At 63.1% G+C, this 15,496-nt stretch carries 16 protein-coding genes and 1 tRNA gene; 6 read left to right on the top strand and 11 right to left on the bottom strand.

The features are described 5' to 3' along the window. The first annotated feature begins 27 nt into the window (after positions 1-27). Both hfq and hflX read left to right on the top strand, forming a co-directional pair. Positions 28-528, top strand: a complete 501-nt coding sequence (gene hfq, locus QOL68_RS12360; protein WP_058455886.1) for an RNA chaperone Hfq — start codon at positions 28-30, stop codon at positions 526-528. Next, the gene (gene hflX, locus QOL68_RS12355; protein ID WP_502957394.1) at positions 497-1,903 is read left to right on the top strand and encodes a GTPase HflX; all 1,407 of its coding nucleotides are present in this window, start codon (positions 497-499) and stop codon (positions 1,901-1,903) included. Before hfq ends, hflX begins: the two co-directional genes overlap by 32 nt. On the opposite strand, the gene mazG is transcribed toward hflX, so the two are convergent. From mazG to QOL68_RS12305, 10 genes are all read right to left on the bottom strand, one after another. Then, on the bottom strand, positions 1,881-2,606 hold the full coding sequence (gene mazG, locus QOL68_RS12350) for a nucleoside triphosphate pyrophosphohydrolase (protein WP_282949692.1): 726 nt from the start codon (positions 2,604-2,606) through the stop codon (positions 1,881-1,883). The genes hflX and mazG overlap by 23 nt on opposite strands. Positions 2,607-2,719: 113 nt before the next feature. Further along, positions 2,720-2,902, bottom strand: a complete 183-nt coding sequence (locus QOL68_RS12345) for a hypothetical protein (RefSeq protein ID WP_282949693.1) — start codon at positions 2,900-2,902, stop codon at positions 2,720-2,722. Further along, positions 2,899-3,663 carry an MBL fold metallo-hydrolase gene (locus tag QOL68_RS12340; RefSeq protein ID WP_282949694.1) on the bottom strand — a complete coding sequence of 255 codons (765 nt, stop codon included), beginning with the start codon at positions 3,661-3,663 and terminating at the stop codon, positions 2,899-2,901. Before QOL68_RS12340 ends, QOL68_RS12345 begins: the two co-directional genes overlap by 4 nt. Positions 3,664-3,676: 13 nt before the next feature. Then, entirely contained in the window at positions 3,677-4,474 is a 798-nt protein-coding gene (locus QOL68_RS12335) for a TatD family hydrolase (protein ID WP_282949695.1), read from the bottom strand. Next, positions 4,474-6,042, bottom strand: a complete 1,569-nt coding sequence (metG, locus tag QOL68_RS12330; RefSeq protein ID WP_282949696.1) for a methionine--tRNA ligase — start codon at positions 6,040-6,042, stop codon at positions 4,474-4,476. The genes QOL68_RS12335 and metG overlap by 1 nt, the downstream gene beginning before the upstream one ends. A 38-nt stretch (positions 6,043-6,080) precedes the next feature. Next, on the bottom strand, positions 6,081-7,055 hold the full coding sequence (locus QOL68_RS12325) for a DNA polymerase III subunit delta' (RefSeq protein WP_282949697.1): 975 nt from the start codon (positions 7,053-7,055) through the stop codon (positions 6,081-6,083). Next, a complete protein-coding gene (gene tmk, locus QOL68_RS12320) occupies positions 7,052-7,681 on the bottom strand; it encodes a dTMP kinase (RefSeq protein ID WP_282949709.1) in 630 nt (209 codons plus the stop codon). Before tmk ends, QOL68_RS12325 begins: the two co-directional genes overlap by 4 nt. Continuing rightward, positions 7,675-8,898, bottom strand: coding sequence for a D-alanyl-D-alanine carboxypeptidase family protein (locus QOL68_RS12315; RefSeq protein WP_283404314.1), 1,224 nt, complete (start codon positions 8,896-8,898; stop codon positions 7,675-7,677). The genes tmk and QOL68_RS12315 overlap by 7 nt, the downstream gene beginning before the upstream one ends. Before the next feature lie 7 nt (positions 8,899-8,905). Beyond that, entirely contained in the window at positions 8,906-9,883 is a 978-nt protein-coding gene (locus QOL68_RS12310; RefSeq protein ID WP_282949698.1) for a septal ring lytic transglycosylase RlpA family protein, read from the bottom strand. Next, positions 9,867-10,859, bottom strand: coding sequence for a lytic murein transglycosylase (locus tag QOL68_RS12305; RefSeq protein WP_282949711.1), 993 nt, complete (start codon positions 10,857-10,859; stop codon positions 9,867-9,869). The genes QOL68_RS12310 and QOL68_RS12305 overlap by 17 nt, the downstream gene beginning before the upstream one ends. Positions 10,860-11,085: 226 nt before the next feature. On the opposite strand from QOL68_RS12305, the gene QOL68_RS12300 reads away from it, so the two are divergent. From QOL68_RS12300 to QOL68_RS12285, 4 genes are all read left to right on the top strand, one after another. Further along, positions 11,086-11,175, top strand: a tRNA-Ser gene (locus QOL68_RS12300). Between the two features lie 89 nt (positions 11,176-11,264). Next, complete coding sequence (locus QOL68_RS12295) at positions 11,265-12,470, top strand: tyrosine-type recombinase/integrase (RefSeq protein ID WP_282949699.1); 1,206 nt, start codon at positions 11,265-11,267, stop codon at positions 12,468-12,470. Further along, on the top strand, positions 12,467-12,715 hold the full coding sequence (locus QOL68_RS12290) for a sigma factor-like helix-turn-helix DNA-binding protein (protein WP_282949700.1): 249 nt from the start codon (positions 12,467-12,469) through the stop codon (positions 12,713-12,715). Before QOL68_RS12295 ends, QOL68_RS12290 begins: the two co-directional genes overlap by 4 nt. A 52-nt stretch (positions 12,716-12,767) precedes the next feature. Further along, positions 12,768-13,697, top strand: coding sequence for a HEPN domain-containing protein (locus QOL68_RS12285; RefSeq protein WP_282949701.1), 930 nt, complete (start codon positions 12,768-12,770; stop codon positions 13,695-13,697). 225 nt (positions 13,698-13,922) lie between these two features. Here QOL68_RS12285 and QOL68_RS12280 read toward each other — a convergent pair. Beyond that, positions 13,923-15,496 (bottom strand): DUF2357 domain-containing protein (locus tag QOL68_RS12280; RefSeq protein WP_282949702.1); only part of this gene is annotated, 1,574 nt, incomplete at its 5' end.

Below are 15,496 nucleotides of genomic sequence, written 5' to 3'. Positions count from 1 at the left end.
TCCTACCGCCAAGAACAGGAGGCAAATGTGTCCGATAAAAATCAGAATCTCCAAGATCTTTTCCTCAACGCCCTGCGCCGCAGCAAGACGCCCGTCACGATGTTCCTCGTCAAGGGCGTGAAGCTTCAGGGCATCATCACCTGGTTCGACAATTTCTCGCTGTTGCTGCGCCGCGACGGCCAGTCACAGCTCGTTTACAAACATGCGATCTCGACGGTGATGCCGTCGCACGACTTCGACGTCGGCGCGCTCGGCGCGGACCTTCGCGAAGCGCCCGCGAGCAAGGGCAAGGCGTTGCAGGACGTGTTCCTGAACGCGGTGCGCCGCTCGGACGAGTCGGTGACGATGTTCCTCGTCAACGGCGTGATGCTGCAGGGCGATATCGTGGCGTTCGACCTCTTCTGCATGTTGCTCGAGCGCGAGCGGCAGGTTCAGCTCGTTTACAAGCATGCGATCTCGACCGTGCAGCCGAATGGCCCGATCAACCTGACCGACAATGGCGACGAGGACGGCGACGCCGGCGCCTGACCTTGGGACGATGACCGCCAGCGAAGATGAAGTGACGCGCGGCGCCGCCGCGCTGCTCGTCGTGCCCGAATGGCACGCACAGCGCCTGTCGCGCGACCTCGACGCGCGCGTCGAGGAAGCGAAGGGGCTGGCGGTCGCGATCGGACTGAATGTCGTCGCGGTGCACCCGCTGCGGCTGCGCCAGACCCGCGCGGCAACGCTGCTCGGCGTCGGCCAGATCGAGGCGATCAAGCCCGACATCGCGATGGAGGGAGTGCAGCTCGTCATCGTCGATGCGGCGCTGACCGCAATCCAGCAGCGCAACCTTGAAACCGAGTTCGGGACCAAGGTCATCGACCGCACCGGGCTGATCCTCGAAATTTTCGGCGAGCGGGCCGCGACCGCCGAAGGGCGGTTGCAGGTCGAACTCGCGCATCTCGACTATCAGGCGGGGCGGCTGGTGCGCAGCTGGACCCACCTCGAGCGCCAGCGCGGCGGCTTCGGCTTCCTCGGCGGGCCGGGCGAGACGCAGATCGAGGCCGACCGCCGGATGATCCGCAACCGCATGGCGCGCATCCGCCGAAGCCTGGAGGATGCGCGCCGGACGCGGCAATTGCAGCGCGCCAAGCGGCAACGCGCGCCTTGGCCGGTAATCGCACTGGTCGGCTATACCAATGCTGGAAAATCCACTTTTTTCAATCGTCTGACGGGAAGTGACGTCATGGCGGAAGATATGCTCTTCGCAACGCTCGATCCGACGATGCGCGAAATCCGGCTACCCGGCATCGACAAGGCGATCCTGTCGGATACCGTGGGCTTCGTGTCCGACCTGCCGACCGAACTCGTCGCCGCGTTCCGAGCCACGCTGGAGGAGGTCACCACCGCCGACCTGATTATTCATGTCCGCGACATCGTGCATCCCGACAGCGACGCGCAATATGACGATGTGCGGGCGATCCTCGATTCGCTCGGCGTCAATGGACCGCGCGACGGCGAGGGGGAGGACGCTCCCGATGCGGTTCCGCAGATCGAAATCTGGAACAAGATCGACACCGCCGACGCCGACCGCCGCGCGCAGATCGAGGAGATGGCGGCGCGGCGTCCCGACGTCGCGATCATCTCGGCTGTTACCGGTGAGGGCGTCGAGGCGGCGCGCGCGCTCATGGCGTCGCAATTGACTGCGCAGCACAAGGTGGAGCGCATCTTCCTCCGTTTCGATCAGGGCGAAGCGATGGCGTGGCTCCACGCGCGCGGAGAAGTCCTGTCCGACCTGCCCGAGGGCGAGGGACATATGCTCACGGTGCGCCTCGACCCGGCCGATCGCGCGCGGTTCGAACGGCTGTGGCCGCCGGGCGTCGCGCAGGGGCCTGACCCTAGGAGCGCTCCGCCGCCTTGACCGCCTGCCAATGCATTTCGAGCGTATCGAGCGGCAGTTTCGCAATATCGGGTCCGGCACGGTCCTCGACAGCTTGGAAGCGGCGTGCAAACTTGTCGTTGGCGGCGCGCAGCGCGCTTTCGGCATCGACACCAAGATGGCGGGCATAGTTTACGACCGCGAACAGCAGGTCGCCGATCTCTTCGGCGCGCGCTGCATCGTCGGGTGCCGTCACGACTTCAGCAAGTTCTTCGGCGATCTTTTCACGCGGACCTTCGGCATCCGGCCAGTCGAAACCGACCCGCGCGGCGCGCCCCTGCAGCTTTTGCGCGCGGAGCAACGCGGGCAGCGAAAGCGCGACGCCGTCGAGCGCACTCTTGGGGCCGTCCGATGCGCGTTCGGCTGCCTTGATCGTTTCCCATTGGACGCGCACATCGTCCGTCCGCACATCGCCGAAGATATGCGGGTGCCGGCGTTCCATCTTGTCGCTGATCGCGGTTGCGACATCGTCGAAGCCGAACAGACCTTCATCGGTCGCGATCTGGCTGTGGAATACGACCTGGAGCAATAGGTCGCCAAGCTCGTCGCAAATGGCGGCGGGATCGCCGCCGGCGATCGCGTCGGCGACCTCATAGGCTTCCTCGATCGTGTAAGGCGCGATCGTCGAGAAGTTCTGGGCGAGATCCCATTCGCATCCACCATCGGGGTCACGCAGTTTTGCCATCACGGCAAGGAGGCGGTCGATGGGGGACTGGACCCGGGGGGGCGCGGATTCGCTCATCTATTTATCCGATAATATATATTATGTTAAATATATCTATAGGGAAGTAGAGGAGCTTAGCCCCCTCGCGCCAATTGAAACGTCCAGATCGCCAGAAACACCAGCGCGAAGATCGCCGCCCACGCGAGCGCCATCTTGACGCCATCGGCCAGCTTGATCCGGCGCGCGACGAGCGCGCTGATCACAAGCGTCAGCGCGCCGGCGAACCAGATCAGCTCGACCGTCGTGTCGCCGCTCATAATTGGACCTCCAACCCATCATAGCCGGGTTCGACACCCGGTGGCAGTTCGGCCGCAAGGTCGTCATAATCCATCGTGTTGTCCATATGCGTGATGATAGCGCGCGGATTGCCGACCTTGGCAAGTCCTTCGAGGCTCATCGCCAAATGCGGATGCGTCGGATGCGGATAGCGACGGAGGGCGTCGATGACGAACAGGTCGACCCCTTGAAAGAAATCAACCATCTCGTCCGTAAATTTAGAGAAATCAGTGGCATAGCCGATCCTGTGCCCACCATCGCTGAAGATAAGCCCGGTCGCCTTGATCGGGCCGTGCGGCATTTCGAGCGCCGAGACTTCGATCGGGCCGATCGATTGATGGTCGTGAAGGTCGATCGGATCGACCGACGCCGGATAGCCGGCATTTCCTGCGAACGCATAAGTGAATCGCCACTTCAGAATGTCGAGTACATGGTCGCGGGCATAGACCGGCACCGCGGAGCGCCGCAGATGCATCACCTGTCGCAGATCGTCGAGCCCGTGCGTGTGGTCGGCATGTTCGTGCGTCCAGATTACCGCGTCGATTTCGCCGACGCCTGCGTCGAGCAGCTGCAGGCGCATGTCGGGGCTGGTGTCGACAAGGATACGAAAGCCGCCCAGCGACACCATGATCGATGCGCGACTGCGCAGGTTGCGCGGATTGTCGGGGTCGCACGCGCCCCAGTCGTTGCCGATCCGCGGAACCCCTGAAGACGTGCCGGAGCCAAGAATTCTCAGCTTCATGGGCGCTGCGACGTCATGGTGCCGCCTTGTTGAAACATGGTGCCGCCTTGTTGAAAAGCGCATAGAAATTGGCGCTGGTCGCCGCCGCCAGCGCCTCACGATCCTCGTCGCGCAGCTCGGCCAGGAAAGCCAGCGTATCGGCGACGAACGCGGGTTCTCCTGTCTTGCCGCGATGCGGGACGGGGGCGAGGAAGGGGGAATCGGTCTCGATCAGCAGCCGGTCCTGCGGCAGCCATTTTGCGGTTGCCTGGAGGTCGGCGGCGTTTTTGAACGTCACGATGCCCGATATCGAGATAAAGAGCCCGAGGTCGAGCGCTTGCCGCGCGAAATCGTCGCTCGCGGTGAAGCAATGGATCACGCCGGGGAAGGTCGCCCTGCCCATCTCCTCGCCGAGCAAAGCGAGCGTGCCGGTTTCGGCGTCGCGCGTGTGGACGATCACCGGCAGGCCGGTTTCCTGCGATGCGTGGATATGACGGCGGAAGCTGTCCTGCTGCCTCACGCGGTCGCTCTTGTCGTAATAATAGTCGAGCCCGGTCTCGCCGATCCCGATCACGCGCGGATGCGCCGCGCGAGCGACCAGCTTTGCGGTGTCGACGTCGGGATGATGATCGGCGTCGTGCGGATGGATGCCGACGCTCGCCCAGACGTCGTCGTTGGCCTCGGCGGCGGCAAGCACCTCATCCCACTCGCTTTCGCGCGTCGCTATGTTGAGCATCGCGGTGACCCCCCGCTCCCGCGCGCGCGCCAGCACCTCGCCCTGCTGCTCGGCGAGCCCCTTGTAGTTGAGGTGGCAATGCGAATCGACGAGCATCAGCCCTCCCCCTCTCCTTCCGGCAGTTCGAGGCGCGGGAAGATGGGGACGGGCTGGCCAACGGTGAAACCGCCAGCGGCGAGTTTGGCGAACCAGTCCTTGTCCGCGAGCGCGGCGAAGTCGCGCGCATCGGTGGCGATGCCCATCTGGTCGAGCAACTTGTCGGCGGCGTCGGGGACGACCGGACGGATTGCGATCGCGAGGGTACGAACCGCCTGGAATAGCGTCATCAGCACCGCGCGCATCCGCTCGGGGTCGGTTTTGCGGAGCGCCCAGGGCGCCTGCGTGTCTACATATTGATTGCAGGCGAAAACGGCGCGGATCCACTCTTCTATGCCGACGGAGAAAGCGAGCTGCTCGAATTCGCGGGGTAGGAGGTCTTTTGCGGTTCGATTGACCAAGTGGAACAGGTCGATATCATCTTGCGCGGGCGTATAGTCCGAAGAAAGCTTACCATCCAAATTCTTGAAAATCATCGATAAGCTGCGCTGTGCGAGATTGCCGAAGCTGTTCGCCAAATCGGCATTCGCGGTGCGGACGATCGCCTCGGCCGAATAGCTGCCGTCCTGCCCGAAGCTGACTTCGCGAAGCAGATAATAGCGAAGCGCGTCGACCCCGAACCGTTCGGCAAGCTCCATCGGATCGACGACATTGCCGAGCGACTTCGACATCTTTTCGCCGCGGTTGAGCAGGAAGCCGTGACCGAAGACCTGCTTGGGCAGGGGCAGATTGGCGCTCATCAGGAAAGCCGGCCAGTAAACGGTATGAAAACGCACGATATCCTTGCCGATCATATGGATATTCGCGGGCCAGAATTTGCCCCACTCGCCGTCGAGGTCGGGATAGCCGAGCGCCGACATATAGGTGGTGAGAGCATCGACCCAGACATACATGACATGCCCCGGCGAGTCCGGCACCGGCACGCCCCAGTCGAAGCTGGTCCGCGAGACGCTAAGATCCTTGAGCCCGCCCTCGACGAAGCGCAGAACTTCGTTGCGCCGGCTGTCGGGGCGGATGAAGTCGGGGTTTTCATTATAGAGCGCGAGCAATTTATCCTGATAGGCGGACAGTCGGAAGAACCAGCTTTCCTCGACGGTCCATTCTACCGGTGTGCCCTGCGGCGAGAGCTTGCTCTCCCCCTCCCCCTGTACGAGCTCGCTTTCGTCGTAGAAGGCCTCGTCGCGGACCGAATACCAGCCCTCGTAGCGGTCGAGATAAAGGTCGCCATTCGCTTCCATCGCGCGCCATAGTGCCTGCGATGCCGCATGGTGCGCGGGGTCCGATGTGCGCATGAAATGATCGAAGCTGATATTCAGTTTTCTGTACATCTCACGGAAATATGCCGACATTTCATCGGCGAGTTCGATCGTGGGGCGCCCTTGGTCGCGCGCCGTCTGGTACATTTTCAGGCCATGTTCGTCGGTCCCCGTCGTCAGCCGCACGTCGCGCCCGCGCATCCGCTGAAAGCGCGCCATCACGTCGGTCGCAATGGCCTCATAGGCATGGCCGATATGGGGGCGGCCGTTGGGGTAGCTGATGGCGGTGGTGATGTAGAAAGGCTCAGACATGCGCGGGCCTTAGCGGGTGGCGCGCGCGAGGGGAAGCGTCAGCGCGCGGCCTGCGTTTCGCGGGGCGCGAGTTCGGCAAGACAGTTGCCGATTTCGAAGCCGACCATCGAGCCGTCATAGGAGCCGCGGATCGCGTCGCGCACCGTGCGCTGCACCCTGTCCCATTGCGCGAGGACCGGTGCGATGTCGGCAATCGGACGCTCGCGGGCGATCCGCGAAAGCAGCCCGGGAACGATGTCGATCACCAGTTCGAGCCGTTCGCGGTTGCTCGATCCACCGACTTCCCGCGCGAGCGCGTCGCGGAGGCGGTTGCCGGGGTCGCCGGTGGTCGCGATCGCGAGCAATTTCTTCTCCATCGCCGCGACATCGCTGTCGATCAGCACCAGCGCCTTGCCGGGAACACCGCCCGAAGCTGTGACGATCGCGCGCACCTCGGCCATGTCCAGCATCGGGCGCAGGTCGTGCAGCCACGATGTCATGACGTCACGATCAACCGGTTGAAAACGCAGAATTCTGCACCGCGATCGGATCGTGGGCAGCAAGCGCCCGGGCGAATGGCTGACGAGCATGAACAAGGTTCGCGCGGGCGGCTCCTCAAGCGTCTTGAGCAACGCATTGGCGCCGTCGGTTTCGAGATCGTCGACCGCGTCGATGATGACCACACGCCATTCGCCGAGCGAGAGCGAGAGGTGGAGGCGCCGGATCATCCCGCGCACCTGATCGATCGTGATGTTCCGCGCGAGTTCCTTGCCCTTGTCCTTGGGCTGGCGCGTCAGATGGATGATCTCGGGATGGTTGCCCGCATCGACCAACCGGCTCGCTGCGCCGTCGCCGGGATCGTCGAGCGTCGCGGCATCGCCGCTGCGTCCATGGGTGGCGAGGAACCGCGCGACACGCGTGGCGAAACTGCCCTTCCCCATGCCCTGCGGCCCTGCGAGCAGCCAGGCGTGGTGCAGCCGGTCGGCCTGCCATGCCTCCAGAAAGGCGGCTTCCGCATCCGCATGGCCGATCATGGCAGCCATTCCGTGAGTTCGGCGAGGATCGCGGCAGTCACCACGTCGGCGGGCGCGTCGGCGCCTACCACCCGCCAGCGCGCGGGTTCGGCCGCCGCCATTTCGAGGAAGCGCGCGTTAAGGCGCATCTGATAGTCGGCGGGTTTGCTGCCCATGCGATCGGCACTGCCGGCGTCGCGGACCGCAAGCCGCCGTGCGGCTTCGTCGGCGCCGACCGTGAGGAGGAAAGTGCGGTCGGGCATCAGCCCGAGCGAGCCAAAAGCATGGAGCGTCAATATGTCGGCGTCGGTGATGCCGCCGCCGCCGCCCTGATAGGCGCGCGACGAATCGATGAAGCGGTCGCACAAGACCCACGCGCCGCGGTCGAGCGCGGGGCGGATGGCGCGGGCGACATGGTCGGCGCGCGCGGCGGCAAAGAGCAAGGCCTCGCTCCGCGCATCCCAACGGTCGTCATTCCCTTCCATCAGCAGCGTCCGGACCGCCTCGGCGCCCGCGCTACCGCCCGGTTCGCGTGTCGCGACGACCTCGATTCCGCGCTCTGCAAGCGCGGCAGCGAGAGCACGAATCTGGGTAGACTTGCCGACCCCTTCCCCGCCCTCGAGCGTGATGAACCGCCCGCTCACCAGCCGGTCAACCGGTAGAAACCTGTCCGCAACCGGGCGAGCCAGCCGCCACGCCCGACGTCGGCTGCTGCAATCAGCGGCGTGGTTTGAGGCGGCAAGCCGTCGGGCGTCACGATCAGGTCGGCGACGGGCGTCCCGCGAGCGACGGGCGCGGGCAGCGGGGCACGGCTGCGCATGACGGCGCGGTAGCCGCCGGAATAGCCTTTGGGAACCGTCATCTGGACTGCCGCGCCGGGTTCCGCCCCGACCATCGGAGCCCTCCCCTTGCCGACCTCGACATGCCCCACCTTGGCCCCGGCAGAGACGATCTTGCGCCCCTCCCACTGTTCGAAACCCCAGGTCATCAGCCGCTCGGCCTCGTCGCGTCGTGCCTTTTCGCTTTCCATACCGGCAACGACCATGATCAAGCGGCGCCCACCGCGCTTTGCCGAGCCCAGGAAGCAATAGCCCGCCTCTGCCGTGTGGCCCGTTTTCAATCCATCGGCGCCTGCGAAACGGCCGAGAATCGGGTTGCGGTTCGGCTGGACGATCGGCTTGCCGGCGGGCGACTTGCCATGCTGCAGCCTGGGAATCGAAAAATAGCGGGCGTATCCGTCGGGATGCTCGCGGATCAGGCGATTGGCCAGCGTGACGAGGTCGTAGGCGCTGACTTGGGTCACGCCGCCATCGGGCCAGCCATTTGGCGTACCGAATCGACTCGATTTCATCCCAATTTTGCTCGCCATATCATTCATTCTTTTGACGAAAGCTTCTTCACTACCGTCAATTCCGACTGCGAGGACCGCGGCGGCGTCATTGCCCGAAACAGTAATCAATCCCTTCAGCAAGTCGTCGACCGACACTTTTTCACCCGATCGCAGGAACATCGTCGACCCGCCCGTGCTGCCGTTCCATTTCTTCCATGTCGCTTCGCTGACGGTGAACAGCTTTTCGCTCGATAATTCGCCCTTCTTGATCAGGTCCAGCACGACATAGGCGGTCATCACCTTCGCCATCGAAGCGGGGGCGAAACGCTTGTCGGCGCCGCGCGAAAAGAGGATCGCGCCCGAATGCATGTCCTTCAGCAATACGATCGGCGCTTGGGTGACATAGATCGGGCGGGTGACCGGGGCCGTCGTGCCCGGCGCCGCGTCCGCGGCGGCGATCGGCAGAGATGCCGAAAGCACGAGCATCACAAGCGTTACCGTGCCAGCTTTCAGGATCGACGACGCTCTTTCCATGGCGGCGTCAGCGGTCGCGAACCACGACAGCGTCGCGGAATCCCTTCCCCTTCACCCTTCCGAGCGCCGCGCGCGCCTCGGCGTCGCTGGCGAAAGGGCCGGCGCGGACGCGCCAGAGATTGCCCGCCTTCACGACCGAGCCGCCGACGGACTTCGCCGCCGCACTGGCGCGTTCCTCACTGCTGAACGCGCCTACCTGCACAAAATAGCTTCCAATTGCGGGTGCGGGCTTCGTTGGCGACGCGGGTTTCATGGGTGCCGGCTTGGCGACCGGCGCGGGCTTTGCGGGCGCGGCGGGCGTCTTCACTTCGAGCCTGTCATCGCCGGGCTTTTGCGTTCCCGATGCGACCGGCGCCGCTGGCTGCCCACCCGGAACAGGAAGCGTTTTCAATTTGTTGCGAAGGATTGCGAGCAATGAGTCGGGGGTTGCGATGCGTTCGGGAACCGGGCGTCCGGCGCGCAGTTGCGCGCGTTCGGCCTGCGGCGGGTTCGTGCGGCGGACGCGCACTGCGGCGACCCCTTCGGTGATGCCAAGCTGCGCCGCGGCGCCGCGCGACAGGTCGATCAGCCGGTCGTTCGCCATCGGCCCACGGTCGTTGACCCGGACCAGGATCGTGCGTCCGGTATCGAGCGCGGTCACCTCGACATAGCTTGGCAGCGGCAACGTCTTGTGCGCGGCGCTGATTGCGTCGGGGTTGAAGGTCTCGCCGTTCGCCGTCGGCCGGCCGCCGAGTTCTTCGCCATACCAGCTCGCATAGCCGACATCGTCATAGTCGGGGATATCGGCGGGTGTGTAGGTCGTACCGCCGATCGAATAGGGCTCGCCGATCTTGACCGGCGTATCGGCGACAAGCTCGGCCGCAGGGGCCGGCGTCGGTCGTGCTGCGACGGGCTCGCCGTCGCGCGTGCCATCAAAACTACCGCAACCGCCAAGCAGGAACGCCGCCCCGGCCATCAGCACCCCGCCCCTACCGATCGATTTCATCTGCCAGCAACCCCACCGAAAGCGCGTAAAAGTTGGAACAATTATAGTCCAATATCGCACGATAGTTGCCAGTCAGCAAATAGGCGGTTTTTCCTGGACCATCGGGTTCGAGCAGGGTCGCCTGCACCTGCCCGTCGGGCCAGCGCCCATCGAGCGTCTGGAAACCGTCGGCGCGCCATTCGGCCATCGAACGCCAGCGGCTGTAGCGCGCGAACACGCGCGAACAGCGCGTCGGCTGGAGCCGGCTGGCCATCGCCGCGCGATTATAGCCGTCGGGGACGCGAACCGCGACGCCCCACGGCTGGCCCGCGCGCCAGCCGGCGCGGCGCAGATAGGCGCCGATCGATTCGATCGCATCGGCTTCGCTCGACCAGATGCGCGCGACGCCGTCGCCGTCGCCGTCTTCGGCGACCTGGAGATAGACCGAGGGCAGAAATTGCGGATAGCCGAAGGCTCCGGCCCAACTTCCCTTGAGCACATCGCGCGGTACACCCTTCTGGACCATCTCCAGCGTCGCGAGGAATTCGGGCTCGAACAGGCTGCGGCGGCGCCCCTCGTAGGCCAGCGTCGCGAGCGCTTCGGGAAGGTCGAAATTGCCCGTCACCGCGCCATAAGCGGTTTCGTGGCCGTAGATGGCGATCATGATGCTCGTCGGCACCCCTGTGCGCTGCTCGATCCGCGACAGCAACGGCAGCAGCCGGTCGTGGACGCGGCGCCCGCCATTGATCCGCGAGGCGTCGACGTGCTTCGCCTTGTAGGGCGCGAAATTGGGGATCGGCGTGTCGTTGCTGGGCGGCGCGCCGAGGTTGTCGCGGTCGAGCGCGACGACACGTGCGTTATAGCGCAGCTCCGCTGTTACGCGGTCGAAGGTCGCCCGCGAGACGCCGCGCGCCTGCGCTTTCGGCCAAAGCGACTGGACATAGGCGTCGAAGCCGGCGTCGGCGCTCTGGGCGTACACGGGCGCCGAGGCCGCCATCGCCCACGCCGAGGCGATCACGCCCGAAAGTCGGAAAATCTGCTTGATTCTGAAACGTCCAGCGTCGGTCATGTCCCACCCCATCGGGTGCCTCTGTCACAGATGCACGCGGCTTGGCCACCCCATCCTCCCCTGGTAGAGCGACAGACCGAGTCATATGCGCGGCGGGCCGTGCCGCCATGTTTTGCTTGCCGCAAAGCTTGCGGACGCTATGGCGGCGCCGTGCGGACAGGTGGCCGAGTGGTTTAAGGCAGCGGTCTTGAAAACCGCCGTAGCGGCAACGTTACCGTGGGTTCGAATCCCACCCTGTCCGCCAGGTTTCAATCCCACTCTTTCCCGAACCGTCTCCGAAACCCCAGCTTAGCTGCGGGTTTGAGATGCGATTCGTATCCCAGTGCGTCCCACATGGTCCAGGCCGACATTTTTGCCAATGTGGGAGCAAATTTTATGATTCAAGGGATGAAAAGCATTTCGAACGGGCTCTCGAAGCCCAAGGATAAGCGACGTCGCGTGAGTCTCGGTGACGGCCTTATGCGCCTCGAACGGCCGGGAGGCACCAGCAGCTGGGTGTGCCGGGTCCAGAGCGATGGTGTGCGCCGCGACTTTGGTCTTGGCAGTTGCCAGAAAGTCAGTCTGGCGCAGGCGCGCGAACTGGCGCAGGAAATTCGCAGCCAGATCGAGATGGGCGTGGACCCGCAAATTGAGCGGCGCAAGCGGCAGGCGGTGCCGACGTTCAAGGATGCCGCCGTCACCACCTACGAGATACACTCGAAGACATGGCGCAACGGCAAGCATCACGCTCAATGGATGCGAACGATGGAGCTTTACGCCTTCCCGCACATAGGGAAGTTCAAGGTCGATCAGATTACTGGCCCGATGATCCGCGACCTGCTCGCGGGAATCTGGCTAGCGAAGCCCGAGACGGCCCGCCGCGTTCGCCAGCGGATCGGGGCGGTCCTCGATTGGGCCTATGCGTCGGGCTACCGCGAAACCGATGCACCGATGCGCGCTATCACGAAAGGACTGCCCCGCCAGCCGCGCCGCGACAATCATTTCGCGGCGATGCCCTATGAAGATGTCCCGGCCTTCGTGCAGCGCTTGCGCGAGCGGGAATCGTTCAGCCGCCTCGCGCTCGAGTTCGCGATTTTCACGGCCGCCCGGTCGGGGGAGGTTCGCGGCGCCACATGGGGCGAGTTCGACCTCGAAAAAGGCCTCTGGAAGCTCTCCAAGGATCGGATGAAGGCCTATAGAGAGCATGTCGTTCCCCTCACCCGCCGCCCGCTGCGCATCGTTGAGCGGTGTGCGCGCTTGCGCATCAAGGGCTGCGATCTTGTCTTTCCAGGCATGCGGCGAAATCGCCCGCTGTCGGATCAGACGCTGACCAAGCTACTCAGGGAAATGGGTGAACCGTACACGGCGCATGGATTCCGCTCGTCGTTCCGCGATTGGGTGAGTGAAGAAACGAACCACCCGAGCGACGTCGCGGAAGCCGCCCTCGCCCATACCGTCGCGAACAAGGTCGAGGCCGCATACCGGCGCGGCAATCTCCTCGAAAAGCGCCGCCTCATGATGGAGGATTGGGCGAACTATTGCGACGGGAGGAAACGGTGAGCCGCTATACCCGCGCACGGCGCAAACTGCTCCGTCAGTACGAGCGCGCCGTCGATCGGATCGACGAGGAGGATCGCGCTATCTTTCTCGGCCACCGCGTCGAGGAGCTGAGCTATCGCCAGCTTGCCAAGCGCCATGGCGTCAGCGTTGCCGAAGTCGAGGACGCGATGATCCGCAGCTTGCGGGTCATCGCCCAATCGATTGATGGAAAGAACCGCAGGTGGTGGCAATTCTGGCGGCGTTAGAGCTGCCTAGACCTTGCCAAGCAGCCTCCGCGCCGACAGGGTGCCGCCAGCGATGAAAACCGACCTCGATCATCTTCCAGCCAACAAGCAGCGCGAGCTGGAGCGCGTGAAGCAGATCGTCTTCGAAGAGTTCGAGGATGCATTGGCGCTCGGCACGATGAGCTGGAAGAAGAAGGGGCGGATCGACAAGATCATCCTATATGGCAGCTATGCGCGCGGCGGCTGGGTCGATGAGCCGCACACGACGAAGGGCTACCGCTCGGACTTCGACCTTCTCATCATTGTCAACGACAAGCGCTTGACCGAGAAGGTCGATTTCTGGAGCAAGCTCGAAGACCGGCTCATTCGCGAGTTGGCGATTGACAAGACGCTCAAGACGCCGGTCAACTTCATCGTTCACACCTTACAGGAGGTGAACGACGGCCTCGCGCATGGGCGCTATTTCTTCATGGACGTGGCGCGCGACGGGATCGCGCTCTACGAATATGACGACAAGCCGCTTCACACCCCTAAGCCAAAGACGCCCAAGCAGGCGTTGGCGATGGCGCGCGAGTATTTTGACGAGTGGTATCCGAGCGCGGGCAGATTTAAAAGCGCGGCAGAGTTTCTCGCGAACGACGGCGGGCTGCGGGAAGCGGCCTTTAACATGCACCAGTCTGCGGAGCGCCTTTACCACTGCGTCCTCTTGGTCTGCACCTTCTACACGCCGCATGTTCACAATCTGGCCTTCCTGCGCACACAGGCTGAGCGCATCGACATGCGGCTGGTCGATGCCTGGCCGCGTGAGCGCCGCGAGGATCGGGCGCGGTTTGAGAAGCTGAAAGAGGCCTACGTGAAGGCCCGCTATTCGAAGCATTACCGCATCACCGAAGACGAGCTGACTTGGCTTGGGGGCTGCGTCGAAGACCTCGGACGAGCGGTTCATGCGATCTGCTCGGAGCGGATCGCTGAACTTGAAGCAAACGCCTCAATTCCATCCTGATTATCCATTGCCATACGAAAGGCGCGCGGCTGCGCGCCGTTTCGCGCGCTGGGTATGGCATTTTTGCGCCGTGCCATACGCTCAAAGCCGCACAAAACCGACCATCGCGTGCCGGAAGCTGGCACGGCTTTTATCTTGCCTTCTTATTTGGCTCCCTGATTTTCGAAGTTTTCGCCATCTCCATCTCTCCTGACAGGCAAATAAGTCGGCTTTGGAAGTGACCTGTCAGCGGGACGAGCTTGCCTTCATTACGGGCCCCGTTAACCCGTTCCAGGCCAAGTCTTCAGCCGGCAATTGAAGCAACCACTCTATCCATTCTGAAACTAGGGCTGTGTTTCCAGGCAGAAATGGGAGCGCCCCGATCCCCAGGCTTGCAAGAGACCTACTGAGCTTGCTCGTCGCAACAAATTGTTCGGTTTCCTCCTTCGTGAGAGGAAACAACGCAACCCCGCGAACGACGGGTCTATACCTATTATCCTGATTGATGACGATCGCATCCCGATACCGATGAAGTGCGTTAATGGCATCGATCGGAGGACCAGGCGCTCCGTATTTTTGCCGGTACTGATCGGTGGCATCCACTCGGTACTTCGCATCTAGAACGATGATGATGTCTGGCCTGTTACGCTCTTCGACACGGATCACGATGTCTGGCTTCTGCTCCCCCGTCTCGCCGGCGAAACCCCGATTGTAGGCGATGTGAAACGACCGTTCATTGCCGTGAAGTGGGATTTCACTTTCCCTCCCAGCTCGAAGATCAACTCGAAGGGTTCCCTTGTGAGATTGAACGAGTTGCGCGGCATCACGTTCCGTATCGGTGTAGACAGATACCAGCTCCACCACTGTTAAATAGCACCACAGCTCGTACAGCTCGTGGATGTCCTTTGTTTGGAGTTCCAATGCACTCCCACTAACTGCTAATCCAAGTCGCAAGCCCGAGAGAATCCGGTACGCGTCTCGATAACCGTGGGCGCCGAGCATGGTCAGCGAGGGCGAAGTCTGACGGGGTGGCGAAGTAGCTAGGCGCAGGAATTCCATCTGTAGCATCGAACCAACGCTGTCGGCGAGCTCACCTACCTCGCTCTGCTCGGCCTTCCTGCGCTCACTAACCTCGCGCTGAGTCTTGCGCGCCTCCATCCCTAAAGCCGCTTGCAAAGAGCGTAGTTGTTGGAGAACAAGGCCGGTCTGCAGTCGAAGCCAGCAATGCTCTGGTGTGTCGAGTGTGCTTACAGCGGTGACGCTGTCGATGACCCGCCGTATTGGACCGAGACCGGCCACTTCGTCGACGATGCCGCTGCCCTTCCCTCTGAGGATCGCGCGCCTAGCGACGCTATCGAGTCGGCGGATTTTGTGGTTGGCTGTGGGGTGCACCTCGCGAAGCAGATGCCGGAAAGGTCGCTGATTAATGTGCGCGAATGCCTTTTGCAGCTCTCCAATCTGCTGTCTCAGGCTGGAAAGCCACTCAATCTCCGTCGTTTGACGGTTACTGCGGTCGCCATATCGGTGGGTAGATCGCATGTACTCCAGAGCGAGGCCGCGTGCGCCGGCCGCAACCTCAGAGATCAGATTTTCATAATCAGTAGCGTAGTCGATCTTCGTCGGCACGACCTCAAGCTCGATGTCCAAGTGACGGTCAGCAAATGCAATCGTAAAAGGCAAAACGCCGACTTGTCGCCCAAGGTTGAAGGTTCCACTGATGACCCTTCGCTCTGGACGACTGGTGAGGTCCCGCGCAAATAGTGGATCCCGATGCCGTATCACTGGCGTCGAAACATTCCCTTCGATCCACAAGTGGTAGG

Source organism: Sphingopyxis sp. Geo25 (genome assembly GCF_949769135.1).
Lineage (GTDB): Bacteria > Pseudomonadota > Alphaproteobacteria > Sphingomonadales > Sphingomonadaceae > Sphingopyxis.
Note: the sequence above shows the minus strand (reverse complement) of the source record. Positions and strands in the feature narration are given on the sequence as shown.